The 14,909-nt window shown below is 59.2% G+C and carries 17 protein-coding genes; 6 read left to right on the forward strand and 11 right to left on the reverse strand.

Annotation, left to right across the window (positions count from 1 at the left end; all coding sequences use genetic code 11):
• Positions 1 to 50: 50 nt before the first annotated feature.
• Genes FDG13_RS04025 through FDG13_RS04035 form a run of 3 tightly spaced genes read right to left on the reverse strand, consistent with a single transcriptional unit; the run spans position 51 to position 2,669 of the window.
• Positions 51 to 1,151 (reverse strand): class 1 fructose-bisphosphatase, encoded by a 1,101-nt coding sequence (locus FDG13_RS04025; RefSeq protein WP_370528165.1) that lies wholly within the window; start codon positions 1,149 to 1,151, stop codon positions 51 to 53.
• Between the two features lie 47 nt (positions 1,152 to 1,198).
• Positions 1,199 to 1,897: a ribulose-phosphate 3-epimerase gene (gene rpe, locus FDG13_RS04030; protein ID WP_180125524.1), complete on the reverse strand. Its 699-nt coding sequence runs from the start codon at positions 1,895 to 1,897 to the stop codon at positions 1,199 to 1,201.
• A 43-nt stretch (positions 1,898 to 1,940) separates the two neighbouring features.
• Positions 1,941 to 2,669, reverse strand: coding sequence for an HAD-IA family hydrolase (locus FDG13_RS04035; RefSeq protein WP_180125525.1), 729 nt, complete (start codon positions 2,667 to 2,669; stop codon positions 1,941 to 1,943).
• A gap of 118 nt (positions 2,670 to 2,787) precedes the next feature.
• Here FDG13_RS04035 and FDG13_RS04040 point away from each other — a divergent pair, with 118 nt between their 5' ends.
• Positions 2,788 to 3,720 carry a LysR family transcriptional regulator gene (locus FDG13_RS04040; protein WP_255435086.1) on the forward strand — a complete coding sequence of 311 codons (933 nt, stop codon included), beginning with the start codon at positions 2,788 to 2,790 and terminating at the stop codon, positions 3,718 to 3,720.
• A 13-nt stretch (positions 3,721 to 3,733) separates the two neighbouring features.
• On the opposite strand, the gene FDG13_RS04045 is transcribed toward FDG13_RS04040, so the two are convergent.
• From FDG13_RS04045 to FDG13_RS04065, 5 genes are all read right to left on the reverse strand, one after another.
• Positions 3,734 to 4,486 carry a GGDEF domain-containing protein gene (locus FDG13_RS04045; protein ID WP_180125526.1) on the reverse strand — a complete coding sequence of 251 codons (753 nt, stop codon included), beginning with the start codon at positions 4,484 to 4,486 and terminating at the stop codon, positions 3,734 to 3,736.
• Entirely contained in the window at positions 4,487 to 4,876 is a 390-nt protein-coding gene (locus FDG13_RS04050) for a DUF1987 domain-containing protein (RefSeq protein WP_180125527.1), read from the reverse strand.
• Between the two features lie 34 nt (positions 4,877 to 4,910).
• Positions 4,911 to 5,483 carry a SiaB family protein kinase gene (locus FDG13_RS04055; protein ID WP_180125528.1) on the reverse strand — a complete coding sequence of 191 codons (573 nt, stop codon included), beginning with the start codon at positions 5,481 to 5,483 and terminating at the stop codon, positions 4,911 to 4,913.
• A 13-nt stretch (positions 5,484 to 5,496) separates the two neighbouring features.
• Positions 5,497 to 6,729, reverse strand: a complete 1,233-nt coding sequence (locus FDG13_RS04060; protein WP_180125529.1) for a SpoIIE family protein phosphatase — start codon at positions 6,727 to 6,729, stop codon at positions 5,497 to 5,499.
• A 90-nt stretch (positions 6,730 to 6,819) separates the two neighbouring features.
• Positions 6,820 to 7,410 carry a hypothetical protein gene (locus FDG13_RS04065; protein ID WP_180125530.1) on the reverse strand — a complete coding sequence of 197 codons (591 nt, stop codon included), beginning with the start codon at positions 7,408 to 7,410 and terminating at the stop codon, positions 6,820 to 6,822.
• A 242-nt stretch (positions 7,411 to 7,652) separates the two neighbouring features.
• Between FDG13_RS04065 and FDG13_RS04070 the strand changes: the two genes are divergently transcribed.
• The 3 genes from FDG13_RS04070 (at position 7,653) to FDG13_RS04080 (ending at position 9,324) form a co-directional block, all read left to right on the forward strand.
• Positions 7,653 to 7,946 (forward strand): hypothetical protein, encoded by a 294-nt coding sequence (locus tag FDG13_RS04070; RefSeq protein WP_180125531.1) that lies wholly within the window; start codon positions 7,653 to 7,655, stop codon positions 7,944 to 7,946.
• A 101-nt stretch (positions 7,947 to 8,047) separates the two neighbouring features.
• A complete protein-coding gene (locus tag FDG13_RS04075; RefSeq protein ID WP_180125532.1) occupies positions 8,048 to 8,242 on the forward strand; it encodes a hypothetical protein in 195 nt (64 codons plus the stop codon).
• Between the two features lie 242 nt (positions 8,243 to 8,484).
• Entirely contained in the window at positions 8,485 to 9,324 is an 840-nt protein-coding gene (locus FDG13_RS04080) for a DUF3883 domain-containing protein (protein ID WP_180125533.1), read from the forward strand.
• Between the two features lie 55 nt (positions 9,325 to 9,379).
• Here the strand turns inward: FDG13_RS04080 and FDG13_RS04085 are convergent, their stop codons facing one another.
• From FDG13_RS04085 to FDG13_RS04095, 3 genes are all read right to left on the reverse strand, one after another.
• On the reverse strand, positions 9,380 to 10,228 hold the full coding sequence (locus FDG13_RS04085) for a GGDEF domain-containing protein (protein WP_180125534.1): 849 nt from the start codon (positions 10,226 to 10,228) through the stop codon (positions 9,380 to 9,382).
• Positions 10,229 to 10,583: 355 nt separating this feature from the next.
• Positions 10,584 to 11,126, reverse strand: coding sequence for a flavin reductase family protein (locus FDG13_RS04090; RefSeq protein ID WP_180125535.1), 543 nt, complete (start codon positions 11,124 to 11,126; stop codon positions 10,584 to 10,586).
• 132 nt (positions 11,127 to 11,258) lie between these two features.
• Complete coding sequence (locus tag FDG13_RS04095; RefSeq protein ID WP_180125536.1) at positions 11,259 to 12,026, reverse strand: ParA family protein; 768 nt, start codon at positions 12,024 to 12,026, stop codon at positions 11,259 to 11,261.
• A gap of 240 nt (positions 12,027 to 12,266) precedes the next feature.
• On the opposite strand from FDG13_RS04095, the gene FDG13_RS04100 reads away from it, so the two are divergent.
• Together FDG13_RS04100 and FDG13_RS04105 are read left to right on the forward strand one after the other, a co-directional pair.
• Positions 12,267 to 13,646 (forward strand): ribulose-bisphosphate carboxylase, encoded by a 1,380-nt coding sequence (locus FDG13_RS04100; protein ID WP_180125537.1) that lies wholly within the window; start codon positions 12,267 to 12,269, stop codon positions 13,644 to 13,646.
• Between the two features lie 454 nt (positions 13,647 to 14,100).
• A complete protein-coding gene (locus FDG13_RS04105; protein ID WP_180125538.1) occupies positions 14,101 to 14,907 on the forward strand; it encodes a CbbQ/NirQ/NorQ/GpvN family protein in 807 nt (268 codons plus the stop codon).
• The last annotated feature ends 2 nt before the right edge of the window (positions 14,908 to 14,909 follow it).

Below are 14,909 nucleotides of genomic sequence, written 5' to 3' on the forward strand. Positions count from 1 at the left end.
CTCATCAATGCTGGGCCAGCAGCTATTTAATTTGCAGTAAACCGACCCAATCAGTCACGGAACAGGCTACGTTCGGCAAACAGGGGGTTGGTCAGCTCGGCCTTAGCCGTGGGTTCGTGGTGGTAACGCTCGATGCGCTCGACCTCGTTCTTGGAGCCAAACACAAATCCGATGCGCTGGTGCAGGCTGGTGGGCTTCACCTGCAACATTGGCATCTCGCCGGTGGAGGCGCGGCCACCGGCCTGCTCCATGATCATGCCCATCGGGTTGGCCTCGTACAGCAGGCGCAGGCGCCCGGGTTTGCTGAGGTCCTTGGTGTCACGCGGGTACATGAACACCCCCCCACGCATCAGGATGCGATGCGCCTCGGCCACCATCGAGGCGATCCAGCGCATGTTGAAGTCCTTGCCACGCACACCCGTCTTACCTGCCAGACACTCGTCCACATAACGTTTGACAGGCACCTCCCAGAAGCGGGCGTTGGAGGCGTTGATGGCAAATTCCTGGGTGTCCTCAGGGATACGCAGCTTGGGGTGGGTCAGCATGAACTCACCAATGTTGGGATCCAGCGTGAAGCCGTTGACACCGTCACCCACGGTCAGCACCAGCATGGTGGTGGGCCCATACAGCGCGTAACCTGCGGCCACCTGTTTGCAACCAGGCTGCAGGAAATCGGCCTCCAGCACGTCGCGGCCCGAGTCGATGACCTCTTGCGGCGCGCGCAGGATGCTGAAAATGCTGCCCACGGACACGTTCACGTCGATGTTGCTGGAGCCGTCCAGCGGGTCAAACACAATCAGGTAATTGCCACGCGGGTACTGCTTGGGGATCTGGTAGGGTGCGTCCATCTCCTCTGAGGCCATGCCCGCCAGGCTGCCCGACCATTCGGTGCGCTGCATGAAGACCTCGTTGGACAAGACATCGAGCTTTTTCTGGGTTTCACCCTGCACATTGACAGAACCACCCTCGTCGGCGGCATGGTTGCCCATGACACCGGCCAGTTCGCCAAAAGCGACAGCCTTGGCGATGCCTTTGCAGGCCAGAGACACATCCAGAATCAGCGAATTGAAGTCCCCGCTGGCACTGGGAAAACGACGGCGCTCCTCGATCAGGAATTGCGTCAAGGTCGAACGGTTGGAACGAAGGGTCATAGGCATGGCGAAACTCCCGATTGTTTAAATTTTGTAGTGCCAGAGGCTTATGCGGCAAGGGCTGCAGTGCGCAAGGCCTGCATGACCGTTTTGTAGCCGCCGTCGGCATCGGGGGCGCCAAACACAGCGCTGCCCGCGACAAAGGTGTCGGCCCCGGCTTGTGCAATCTCGCGGATGTTGTCGGTCTTGACGCCGCCATCCACCTCGAGCCAGATCGGCTGGCCACCGGCGGCCACATGGGCATCGATGCGCGCGCGCACCAGGCGCAGTTTGTCCAGCGTACTGGGAATGAATTTCTGGCCGCCAAAACCTGGGTTGACACTCATGAGCAGCACCATGTCGAGCTTGTCCATGACGTGGTCGAGCACACTCAGCGGTGTGGCCGGGTTGAGCACCAGACCGGCCTTGCAGCCCAGCTCGCGGATCATTGACAGACTGCGGTCCACATGTTTGGACGCTTCGGGATGGAAGGTGATGATGTTGGCACCGGCCTTGGCAAACAGCGGGATGATCGCGTCGACCGGCTCAACCATCAGGTGCACGTCGATCGGGATGCTCACATGCGGGCGGATCGCTTCACACACCAGCGGGCCAATCGTCAGGTTGGGCACATAGTGGTTGTCCATCACGTCAAAGTGCACCAGGTCACAGCCTGCGGCCTCGATGGCACGAACCTCTTCCCCCAAGCGGGAAAAATCGGCGGACAGGATGGACGGTGCCAAACGCAGGATGGGGCTGGAGCTCATGAACAGGCTTTCGGGAAGTTAAAAAAGAGGATGCGGGCTGTTGTCAGACCGGCTGGTCATTCTGCCAGCCGACCAACTGCGCCAGCGTGACCTGGCTCAAGTCCGGCACCACCCGCAGCGCCCCCTCAAAATTGTGGTGCGCGGTGAACGGGTTGGGGGTGATCACGGTGGCCAGACCGGCAGCCGTGGCGGCACGCAGGCCGTTGGCAGAGTCCTCAAACGCCAGGCACTGGCTGGCGGGCAGCTGCAGGGCGTCGAGCATCTGCAGATACACCTGCGGGTGCGGCTTTTTGAGGGGTGCGGTGGAGGCGTCGCCAATGGCGCTGAAATGTTTGCGCCAGTTGTCACCCACGGCACGGCGCAACAGGGCTGCGATGTTGACCGGCGAGGTGGTGGTGGCAATCGCGAGCTGCAGACCGGCAGCCAGCGCCTGGTCCATCAGCTCCAGCACGCCGGGGCGCAACTTCACCACCCCCGTGTTGATGGCATGTTCGTAGGCGGCGGTCTTGATATCGTGGATGTGGCTGATGCGGTCTTGCAGCGCGTGGGCATCCATCTCTTTGATGTCGGGGTTGACCTGGCGCCAGTAGTGCAGGATGCGCTCCTTGCCACCCGAAATCTCCAGCAGCTCGATGTACATGGCTTCGGTCCAGACCCAGTCCATGCCCATCTCGGCAAAAGCATGGTTGAACGCGGCCATGTGCACACTCTCGGTGTCAGCCAGCGTGCCGTCCACATCAAAAATCAGTGCCTTGAGTGAGCCAGTGACCATGGGAATGTCCTTTTTCCAAGGGTGTTACAGCCGAATACCGCGCCGTGAGCATTTACTTTAATCGCCTTGACTCATAAACTCTAATCACGTTTTATTGAAAAATCATCAGTAACAACTGATGAGAACGCCGAAGCAAGTCATGCGCCCCTACACCTTCAAACAAATCCAGACGTTCATGGAGGTGGCGCGCCAGCGTTCGGTATCCAAGGCGGCCGAACGCCTGTTTGTGACCCAGCCTGCGGTGTCGATGCAAATCCGCCAACTCGAAGACGCGTTTGGCCTGGCGCTGGTCGAGCCTCAGGGCCGCAACATCCAGCTCACCGCAGCAGGCGAAGCGTTTCTGACCTATGCCACCAACGCCATGAGCCAGTTCAAGGACCTGGAGGCGCTGATGGCCGAGCATGTGGGCCTGAAAAAAGGCCGACTCGACCTGGCGGTGGTGACCACCTCCAAATATTTCATCCCGATGCTGCTGGTACGTTTTAACCGCTTGCACCCTGGCATTGACGTGCAGCTCAACATCGACAACCGCGAAAACATCCTGGGCATGTTGTCGCGCAGCGAGGCCGACCTGGTGGTGATGGGCCGTGCACCCAGCCACATCGACTGCGAGGCGATCCCGTTTGCCACCAACCCACTGGGGGTGGTGGCGGCGCCGGACCACCCGCTGTCACGCCGCAAAAACCTGAGCTTCGGCGACCTGGCCGAGTACAGCTTTGTGGTGCGCGAAGACGGTTCAGGCACGCGTGCCGCGATGGAGCGGCTGTTTGAAGAGCACAACACACCACTCAACATCTTCATGGGCCTGCCCAGTAACGAAACCATCAAACAGGCGGTGATGGCCGGCATGGGCCTGAGCTTTTTGTCGATGCGCACGATTCGCCACGAACTGGCCAGCGGCCACATCGCCCTGCTTGATGTGCAGGGCCTGCCGCAGATCAACCACTGGTATGTGACGCATCTGCGCCACAAAAAACTGTCCCCGGCAGCCCGCTCCTTCAAGGAGTTTCTGATCGAACAAGGCGGCGCCTTGATGGACGCCTGGAGTTAGTACCAGTACCGTGTCAAGCGGTAGCGGAGGCGGCGGTTGGCTCAGCGGCACGCGCCACTTGGTTGCGCCCACCGCGCTTGGCCTGGTACAACGCTTCGTCGGCCAGGTTATAGGCATCGTCAAACTGGCCGCCCGCAGGGGCCCAGCTCACACCAAAACTGGCGGTGATGCGACTGCCATCGGGCAGGCCAAAGGCATGCACCTCAATCGCCTGGCGCACGGCTTGCGCCACTTGTTCAGCCGCCTCAGCGCTGAGCCCGGGCAGCAACACGGTGAACTCCTCTCCCCCCACCCGGCCAATCGAGGCGGTGGCTGGCACCACACGTTGCAGGCAGTCGACCACCCCCACAATCACCCGATCCCCCACCGGATGGCCAAAGCTGTCGTTGACACGTTTGAAATGGTCGATGTCCAACACAATGAGCGCCAGGTCCTGCCTCACAAAGTGCCGGTTGACCAGGTCGATGATGGCCGAGCGGTTGAAGATGCCGGTGAGTGAGTCGTGGGTAGCGCGGTATTCAAGCTGGTTGGTCAACTCCTGCAACTGGTGGTTGAGCTGCGTCATCTCCAGCTCGGCCCGGTCACTGCGGCGCACCAGGCGGCGGGTTTCGCGCAGCAACCGCTCATAGGCCGTGAGCAGTTGTCCGAATGCCTGGTGGCAGGACTCCGGCGCCGCCGCAGAGCAGCTGTCGTAGACGGCTTGGGCGGCCAGCAGCGCGCGGTGCTCGGCTTCAAACAGATCAGGCGGCGCGGTACAGGTGTCCATTCAGGCCGACCTCACCGCATGACTCGAGAACGCAATGGCAGGAAAGTCTTCGCTGAGCTCCTGCCCGAACTCCAGGATGGTGTCATCCTCTTCGTCGTGGAACCAATGCAGGCTGACCTGGTTGCCGGCCTCTACCGCCGCATGTAACGCCTCGATCAGGTTGAACAACATTTTGGTGCTGGAGCTGTTGAAGTAGGCCAGGGCAATGTTGACTTCAATTTTTCCGCCATGGAGCCGGGCCAGGTAGGCCTTGAGCTGCCCGATGATCCCGCCATAAAAAGCGGCGGCGTTTTCGGGGTAAGACTCACCACGCAAGCTCAGCACGTGGGTGTCGAATTGGAAGTCCACTTCCGGCGTACTGGGTGTGGGTGCAATGTAGAGGTTGTCCATCCTGGGTCTCGGTTCCTTGACTGGGTTGGGCGGCTCAGATCGCCGCCTTCAAATAAAAGACAGGGGTTTGTCCGGCGCTGTCCGTCACGTCAAAATCAAACTCCAGCGGCTCACGTGCGTCCCGGGCCACGGTGAGCAGGCCAATGCCCGCACCTTTGCTGCCCAAAGGGGTCTCCTCACGCAGGGTCTGACGGTAAGCCAGCTTGATCTCGTCGAGTGTCATCTCGCGCAAGGCCTCCAGTTTGCCGCGCAAATCGTCGGCCACCGCCTGCTCCACCGGGTTGGCGCACAACAGCAGAAAACTGCCGTCGCACTCCCGGCGGATACAGACCGAACCGTGGCGCAGTTCGCCGTCGTCCTGCTTTGGCGGGGTCAGAGAGACGGCCGAGTAGTGGATGATGTTTTGCGCCATTTCCACAAAGGACGAAAACAGCTTGCGGCGTGTGGGGCCGGCCACACCACTGACCTCCAGCTGCAACTTGACCGCCTCGGCCATGGCGGCCACGATGTTCTGGGAGAAATAACCCACGTAGTAAAAAATCACCTGGTGCTGGCGCGCCAGGTTGAAAAAGCTGCCGTATTTTTCGGCGATCAAAGGCATGGGCATGTCGGGTGATGGTCTAGGTTCTGAAACAAAATAAAGTCAGGTCATCGCGGCGGTGGTGTTCACCCTGCCAGAGGCGCAAGGCGTCCAGCACCGCACCGTTCACCTGCGCCGAGCTGGACCCACGCTGAGCCAGCAGCAACTCGCGCACACGGCGTTTGCCAAAAGCAATGGCGCGTGGGCTACCCACCTGGTCGATGAGGCCATCGGTGGTGACAAACACCAGGCTGCCCGGTGGCAGCACCAATTCCTGGTTGTGCCAAATGAAGTCAATTTCGGTGTCAACATAACCCACACCTTTGCGCTGGCCCTCGATCAGCTCAACCTCATCGGCACCGGGGCGCAACACAAACAAGGCCAGGCGGGCACCGGCAAACAACAGACGACCACGCTCGGGCTCAAACCAGAAGCAGGCGGCGTCCATGCCGTCATCCGAGCTGAGGCTGTCGCCCTGCTTGTCGATCTGCCCCAGCATCTGTTTGATGCTGCGATTGACACTGCCCAACAACAGGGCCGGGTCGTGGGCACCGTGGCGTTCTATCGCCTGGTTCAGGCTGGTCGACGCAATCAAGGTCATGAACGCACCGGGAACGCCATGGCCGGTGCAGTCGGCCACGGTGGCAAACCAACCCTGGCTGCCGGTGCTGAATTGGTAAAAATCGCCGCCCACCACATCGCGGGGCTCCCACACCAGATCGGCATCCGGGCAGGCGCGGGCCAAGGCCTCACGCGAGCTGCGCAGCGTGGCTTGCTGGATCACACTGGCGTATTCAATGCTGTGCATGATCTGGCGGTTGCGCGCCTCTTGCATGTCGGCCACCGCACGCATCAACTGCAAGCCCCCCCCCACACCGGCGAACTTCTCACCCCGGGTGATGATGAAGCCGTCGGACAAGGCTTTTTCGCCGTACGAAATCGCTTTCAGCGTGAGGGTTTCGATGTCCATGGCGGCATCCACCACCAGGGGTTCCTTGTCCATGAAGGCAATACAGCTCTTACGGCCATAAATCTCCATGCGGTAAGGTTTGCTCATCTGCGACAAGAAGATGTCGCGGTTAATCAGCCCAATCGGCCGACTGCCCTCCAACACCGGCAGACTGGTCAGGTCGCGATGCCGACTGAAGACGTCCAGCACCTTTTCGTTGGTCTCGTCCGTGGTCATGGACGGCACTTGGGTACACAGGTCCCCTGCGGCGGGCTGGCGAAATCGCGGGCGACAGTCGCGCAGGTACTCGTTGTTGTCTGACATGGGGGAAGCGTGAGGTGAGGTGTGCATGGATGCTATGACAGTCATATTTAGGTTTTGTGACAAGCCGGTTCAGGCCAGTTGCCTGCACCATCAGGGCTGGGCACCACCGGCCTCGATCTCACGCGCCAGGGTCTGGAACACCGCCACATGCAGCTCAGGCACAGTGTCAAGCAGTGTGTTGACCACCCGCAGGCCGTAAGACGGGCCACACTTGGCCACAATCAGGCGCACGGCCAGCACCACGTTCTCGATGAACTCGGCTTCGCCCTGGCTGCTGTGGACACAGACGGCCATTGACGACGCATCCATGTCGCGCAACAGCTGCAACATGTCAACGATGTACATCTTGGTACCAGCCAAGGAACGGCGGGTACGTGGTGGCTGAGACTGATCCTCGGTCTTGGGCAAAGCTGACGAGCGCTCAACACCCACAGCGGCGGTGGCAGGCGCCGGGGCCGACAGGTAGGGTTGGCTGGGCGGGGTCGGCCCCCGCTCTTCCAGATAACCGGACGCCAGCAGGCGATGTAACTGCGGCCCGATGTCACGCGCCAACAGCTGCTGCAGCGACACGCGTGAATGGGTGCCATTGGCCAGGATCACGATCTGGCGCTCGCGCGGCGCCAAATGGGGATCGCGGCTGCGCAGCGCCTCCCTGCCCTTGTCGGTCTTGATCAGTGTCATGCCCCTAGCTTTCGCAACAAAAAAACAAGGGCCAACCCTAACGCCGCCAGATGAATCGCCTGTGACACCCGGCACAGCACCTCTGTGCCAATCGGTCAAACCAGCACAACCAAGCCTACAAATGGCCTTGGCGGAATGGGTTTTGAACGGTACGTAACCAGTACGTACCCAAGCCAGCCCCATGGGTATTAGGGTAAACCCTATACTGCACCGCAACAAAGCTTTTTTAGGAGGAAATCATCATGACCGACACCGTTCTGTACCCGTCCCGCTTGGCCCACGACGCCAACACCGTGAGTGATGCCCTGCGCGAGCTCGGCACCGCTGCCCGCCGGTTGCTGGCTGCCGTGTTCACATCCGTCCTGAGGGCTCGCCCGGCCAGCCAAATGACCACCGCGCAACAAGAAGCCGACAAGCTGCGCGCCTACGCTGACAGCCTGTACCGCACCGACCCGCGTTATGCAGACGACCTGTACGCTGCCGCCAACCGCCACGAAATGGCCGTGGTGTCTGCCATGGCGCCGCTGGCCCAATAACCGAGCCAAGGCCCTGTGGTTGCTTCCTGCCACAGGGCTTGACCCTGACAACAGCCGACAACATAGCCATGTTGCCGACCTACTTTTCTGGAGGACACACCATGTCCCCTTTTGACACTTTTGCCAAAACCACCAGCCAACTGCTGGGCTTGCCTTTTGACCTGGCCCGTGCCAACTATGCCGCCGCCGTGCGTCTGGGTCTGATCAAGAACTCTTTGCTCAATTCCGCCCGCTTTGAGCAACAGCTCGGCGCAGCCGAACGCCTGACCCTCGGCCCTTGGGCACGCCGGGTCTAAACACCCGCTGATGTGGTCCAGACAGACTGGGCCGTGCATCACCCCCCTTTTTCATCGCCAAATATGGCTCTAGCCCTTATCAATAAAGGGCAGACCGCTATATTTTCCGAGGAAGCCTTGACCAACGATCCCAAGTCGCACAACGGCAGAACTTGACTGAGGCGAAGCCGTTGCACAAGTGCATCAAACCCTAGGTTTGAGCTATCCTCAACGCCCATCATCAGTTGTTGTTTGGGGCATGCATGGATTGGTCACGCGAAGAAGTTGAAGCCATCGTTGCAGACTACCTGCAAATGCTTACTTTAGAGCTGGCGGGCCAGAGTTACAACAAAACCCAACACCGAAAAATGTTGCAGGCCAAGCTCAATAGCCGGTCTGATGCATCCATCGAGTTCAAACATTGCAACATCAGTGCAGCGATGATTGCGCTTGGGTTTCCGTATATCCGGGGTTACCAACCCCGATCCAACTACCAGACACTGCTGGGCATCGTGGCCGAGGAACAAGTCCGTGGCGCCAGATCTTTGGATGATGCCGCACTCGCGGCGGTGCAACAGCCGGCCATCACACCGGTTCAAGCCGACTTCCAAAAGGTCAAAACCACAGCGCCATCCCGCGATGACACGCGGGCTTTGCGTGAGCCACAGCACCCCATGTCATTCAAAGCGGTCAAGCGGGACTACCTTGAGCGCGAAGCGCAAAACCGCTCGCTCGGGCTGGCGGGTGAAGAATTTGTCGTCTTGTTTGAACATTGGCGGCTCAACGCGCTGGGCCAACCACGGTTAGCCGACAAGGTGGAACACGTTTCCCAATCCAAAGGTGACGGTCTGGGCTACGACGTGTTGTCGTTTGAGTCGGATGGCAAAGAGCGTCTGATTGAAGTGAAAACAACCACTTTTGGGCGTGACACACCGTTTTTTGTGTCACGCGGAGAGCTGGCGCTGTCTCAGGACGCCAAGGACCAATTTCACCTCTACCGCCTGTTTGAGTTCAGAAAAGCACCCCGACTTTTTGACCTGCCGGGTGCGCTGGATCAGCACTGTCTGCTGGACCCGGTCACCTATCGGGCCAGTTTCGGCTGACGCCCTGGTGCTGGGAAGGGTTTGAATCGGCCCAACCCCAGCCAGCTGTGCCGAACTACGACTTGGGGTTGTCACTCGCAAATGCGTAGCCGGACTTGTTTTGTTTGGCCCGGTACATCGCGGTGTCGGCACTCGTGATCAGGGCCTCGACGGTGGTGCCGTCTTTTGGAAAGATGGAGATGCCAATGCTGGTGTCGACTTTCAGTATTTGGCCGTTGATCTCACACGGCAGTTGAACGGCTTGGATGATTTTTTTGGCGACGATGGCGGCATCACGCTCTTCGCTGATCTCCATCAACAGGTACAAAAACTCGTCACCCCCATGGCGGCTGATGGTGTCGTCGGTGCGGGTGGTCTCGGTCAGCCGATTGGCAATGGTCAGCAAAACGGTGTCACCTGCGGCGTGGCCATACATGTCATTGATGATTTTGAATTTGTCCAGGTCCAGAAACATCACGGCCAGCGTCCAGCCGTGGCGTACGGCCTGCTCCATGCCATGTTCCAGCCGGTCATTAAAAAGCACACGGTTGGGCAAACCGGTCAAAGCGTCGTGCAAAGAGGCATGCAGGCTCTGCTTTTGCTGGTCCGTGACCTTGGCCAGTTCCTGCTCCATGAGCTGTCGTTGCCGAACCTCTTTTTCCAGGCTTTGGTTCACCCGAGACAATTTGACTGAGGCCTCTTGCACTTTGCTCTCGACCGCTTCACTTTTTTCAAGGGCCTTGTTCACACCAGGCGCACGGCTGCGGCTCGACAACTTCTCTTTTAAAACCGCGTTGACCGCGGCCAGTTCATCGGCAGACTGCTTGACCAGGCCCTTGACCAGTTTGTTGTCCTTCAACACCTGCGTCAGAGGTTTGACACGCTGGGTGTTGTTGGGGGATTTAGCCGGTTGTTTTTTTGTCATGGAGACGCGCTTTTTGAAAGCAGTTCACGAGCTCACGTGCTGCGACCTCTTTGTCCATTCTGACCGGACCACCAAACATGCTCTGTGCGCCAGCAGACAGGGGATCTTCCAGAATTTCACACCGTTCCCATCACCAAACTATTAAAACCTGTCAACTTGATTCCGGGCAAAACCAGATTCTGGCGGTACTCTTCAAAGTCGAGATTGAACATCCGCACTGTCCTCTGGGCCCAGTGAACTACCGGGCCAGTTTGGGTTAATCACGGTCAAATTGGCTTCTAGCCCAATGAATACAAGGGATAGCAGCTATCTTTATTGATAATTCTTAACTATCCAGGCGCCCGAGACCAAAACGCTAGACACCGTCCGGCAGCTTGGAGGCCATCATCTTGCGGCGGTCGATCCTGCGTCCGTCCACAATGAAGCTGCCGTCGCCCACCGCGTGAACCATGCGCTTTTCCTGGCGTTCAACATCGAGGTAGGCGGCCACACCCTCCAACACAAGGATGTTGTGCTTCTCGATGATGTCGATGACCTTGCACTCGATGTTGGCGAGGCACTCCTTGATCAACGGTGCCTTGACCAGCTTGCCCGGCTCAGGCGTGAGTTTGAACTTGGCAAATTTGTCGGTGTCTGCCCCGGAACAGGTGCCGATGCCAACCACGGTGTCGAGCATGTCTACCGTGGGAAAAGCAATCACGCACTCCCGGCTTTTTTTCAGTGCAACAAAAGAGTGGTTCCAAGCCCCCGTGGTGATGGCAAAGACCGGCGTGAAATCCATCACCATCGTCCAGGAAATCGTCATGATGTTGTCGCTCTGCCCGTCAAGGGTGGTGACCAGGACAACCGGCCCGGACTCCAGCAGGGTAAAGGCCTTGTTCAGTTCCAACGCCTGCATGCGAGCACCTCTTGATTTTCCATTGACCGAAGGTCGGCTCAAGCGCACTCGCTTCAAGCCATGAGGCACCCATCATGCGCTTTCAGAGCGCTCAACCATGATGTGTTTCTGGCCAACTGAAAAAATCAACCGTTACGCCCGCAAACCGTCATGCAGCTCGATCAGCGCGAGTGTGATTTTGTGGCTGGGGTCCAGGTAGATCATGGGTTTGGACAACTCGTGTGACTCTCGGATGCGCACCGACGAGGGCAGGTAAGGCTGCAGCACCGGCAGGCCTTCGGCAATGAGCTCGGCCACCATGCGCTGTGGCAGGTTGGCGCGTGGCTGGAACTGGTTGACCACAATGCCCTCCACCTGCAGCTCCGGGTTGTGGTCGGCGCGGATCTCGGCCACGTTGTCGAGCAAGGTGTAGAGCGCCTGGCGCGAGAAACTGTCGCAATCAAACGGGATCAAGCAGCCGCTGGCGCCAATCAGCGCGGCGCGGGTGTAGAAGTTGAGTGCGGGCGCGGTGTCGATGTAGATGCGGTCGTAGCTGTCGGCCAGCTTTTGCAGGGCTTCACGCAGCTTGTAGATTTTCTGGCGCGATTCGAGTTTGACCTGCAACTCGCTCAAAGCCGGACTGGAGGGCATCAGGTCCAGGTTCTCAAATGGCGTCTCCACCACAAAATCCGTCGGCGGTTTGCTCTTGAAACTGTAGCTCAGCGTGTGTTCAAAAAAATCCGCCACAGTGGGCTGCCCCTCAGCCGCCGGGGCACCGAGCAAGTAACTGGTGGAGTTGCCCTGCGGGTCCAGGTCAATCACCAGGGTGCTCAAGCCCTGGCTGGCGCTGATGGCCGCCAGGTTGCAGGTGATGGTGGATTTGCCAACGCCGCCTTTTTGGTTGAACACAACAATGGGCATGAACGGCTCCTTGGGTCTGCAGTCTGGGGAAGAAAAGGCAATGATTGCCGGTGAATCTGTCCAGGGTCTGACAAGGTCACAACGGCAGGGTCGACCAGGCGGCAAGATCCACCCCGCAGCCCCTTACTCATCAGAAATTTCTGATCAGACCGGCAATTTATTTGAATTTTCATGATGAATAAGCCTGTCTATAGTCCACCCATTCACAACGCAACATCATCACCCCGAAGGAGAGACTGCATGGATCAATCGAACCGTTATGCCGACCTGAGCCTCAAGGAAGAGGACCTCATCGCCGGGGGCAAACACATCCTGGTGGCGTACAAGATGGCGCCCAAAACGGGCTACGGTTACCTGGAAGCAGCTGCCCACTTTGCCGCCGAGTCCTCCACTGGTACCAATGTGGAGGTGAGCACCACCGACGATTTCACGCGCAGTGTGGACGCATTGGTGTATTACATCGACGAGGCCACCGAGGACATGCGCATTGCGTACCCGATTGACCTGTTTGACCGCAATGTGACCGATGGCCGCTTCATGCTGGTATCTTTCCTGACGCTGGCCATTGGCAACAACCAGGGCATGGGTGACATCAAACACGCCAAGATGATCGACTTTTACATGCCCGAGCGGGTCATCCAGATGTTTGACGGCCCGGCCAAGGACATCTCGGACCTGTGGCGCATTCTGGGACGTCCGATCAAGGACGGCGGCTACATCGCCGGCACCATCATCAAACCCAAGCTGGGCCTGCGCCCGCAGCAGTTTGCCGATGCCGCCTACCAGTTCTGGCTGGGCGGTGACTTCATCAAGAACGACGAGCCGCAAGGCAACCAGGTGTTTGCGCCGATCAAGAAAACCTTGCCGCTGGTCTACGACTCACTCAAACGCGCCCAGGACGAAACCGGCCAGGCCAAGCTGTTCTCGATGAACATCACCGCTGACGACCACTACGAGATGCTGGCCCGCGCCGACTTTGCCCTGGAGACCTTTGGCCCGGATGCCGACAAGCTGGCCTTCCTGGTAGACGGTTACGTGGGTGGCCCCGGCATGGTGACCACCGCCCGGCGTCAGTACCCCAGCCAATACCTGCACTACCACCGCGCGGGCCACGGCGCGGTCACCAGCCCGAGCGCCAAGCGCGGTTACACCGCCTTTGTGCTGGCCAAGATGAGCCGTCTGCAAGGAGCGTCTGGCATCCACGTTGGCACCATGGGCTACGGCAAGATGGAGGGTGAAGGCGACGACCGTGGCATTGCCTACATGATCGAGCGCGACGAATGCCAGGGCCCGGTTTACTTCCAGAAGTGGTACGGCATAAAACCCACCACCCCGATCATCTCGGGTGGCATGAACGCGCTGCGCCTGCCTGGCTTCTTCAAGAACCTGGGCCACGGCAACGTGATCAACACCGCTGGCGGCGGCTCCTACGGTCACATTGACTCACCCGCCGCTGGAGCGGTGTCGCTGCGCCAGTCGTATGAATGCTGGAAGGCGGGTGCCGACCCGATCGAGTTCGCCAAGGAACACAAGGAGTTTGCCCGCGCGTTTGAGTCCTTCCCGGGGGATGCCGACAAGCTGTTCCCGGGCTGGCGCGAGAAGCTCGGTGTGCATAAGTAAGCACGGGTTCAAGCTATCGGAGGCCTTGGTGGACTGGCCCGTTGCACAGGCTGCCTTATTCGACGTTTGTGGAAGGCATGTTGCGACAGGGTGCCCTGCGCCGCGAATGTCCCCCGAAAGTGGCCTACAGCCACTTTCTCCTCCTTTATTTCGCTTTGCAGGACTCCCCATCACAACATGCCCGAAATGACTTCAGCGTTCAAGCATGGCAGGCAAACCAACACAGTCAAGCAGCGTGCGTTGGGTGTCTGACGCAGCGGAATAAAGGAGGAGGTTCGGGCATAGCCCGAACCGGGGGACATCCGCGGAGTCGGACACCCAATGCGCGTTGCGGGTCCGTCCCAGAACCCAGAATAACGCTGTCCCCCAAAGACGCGAGCAAAAGGACTTCAAGGTCTACCATCCCTTCTTCGATGTCACTTGCCCCAACCGTGACCCCATAGGAAAGCGCACCATGACCAACTTGGCAGAGCAATACCGCATCACCCAAGAGCCTTTCTACCAGCCACAAAGCAACGAGGTGGCACTGTACGAAGCGGCGTACAACGCCAGATTGCCGGTCATGGTCAAAGGCCCCACCGGTTGTGGCAAGTCACGTTTTATCGAATACATGGCCTTCAAACTCGGCAAACCGCTGATCACCGTGGCCTGCAACGAGGACATGACCGCTTCCGACCTGGTGGGTCGTTATTTGCTGGAGGCCAACGGCACCCGCTGGCTTGATGGCCCGCTGGCCACCGCGGCGCGCATCGGCGCGATCTGCTATTTGGATGAGATCGTCGAGGCACGGCAAGACACCACCGTGGTGATCCACCCGCTGACCGACCACCGCCGCCAGTTGCCGCTCGACAAAAAAGGCGAGCTGATCCAGGCGCACCCGGATTTTCAGTTGGTGATCTCCTACAACCCCGGTTACCAGAGCCTGATGAAAGACCTCAAACAAAGCACCAAACAACGTTTTGTCGGCTTTGACTTTGATTATCCTGCTGCAGATCTGGAAGCCAGCATCATCAGCACCGAGACCGGCATCCACAAAGCCGATGCGGTGCGGCTGGTCAAGGTGGGTGCGGCCGCGCGCGCACTCAAGGGGCACGGCCTGGACGAAGGCATTTCCACCCGGCTGCTGGTGTATGCCGCCACGCTGATCAAAGCTGAGGTGAACCCGCTGGACGCCTGTCGTATGGCGCTGGTGCGCCCGATCACCGACGACGCCGACATCCGCGCCACACTGGACCACGCCATCGACGCGATTTTTGCTTGAAC

The sequence above is a fragment of the Rhodoferax sp. BLA1 genome, assembly GCF_013416775.1.
GTDB lineage: Bacteria > Pseudomonadota > Gammaproteobacteria > Burkholderiales > Burkholderiaceae_C > Rhodoferax.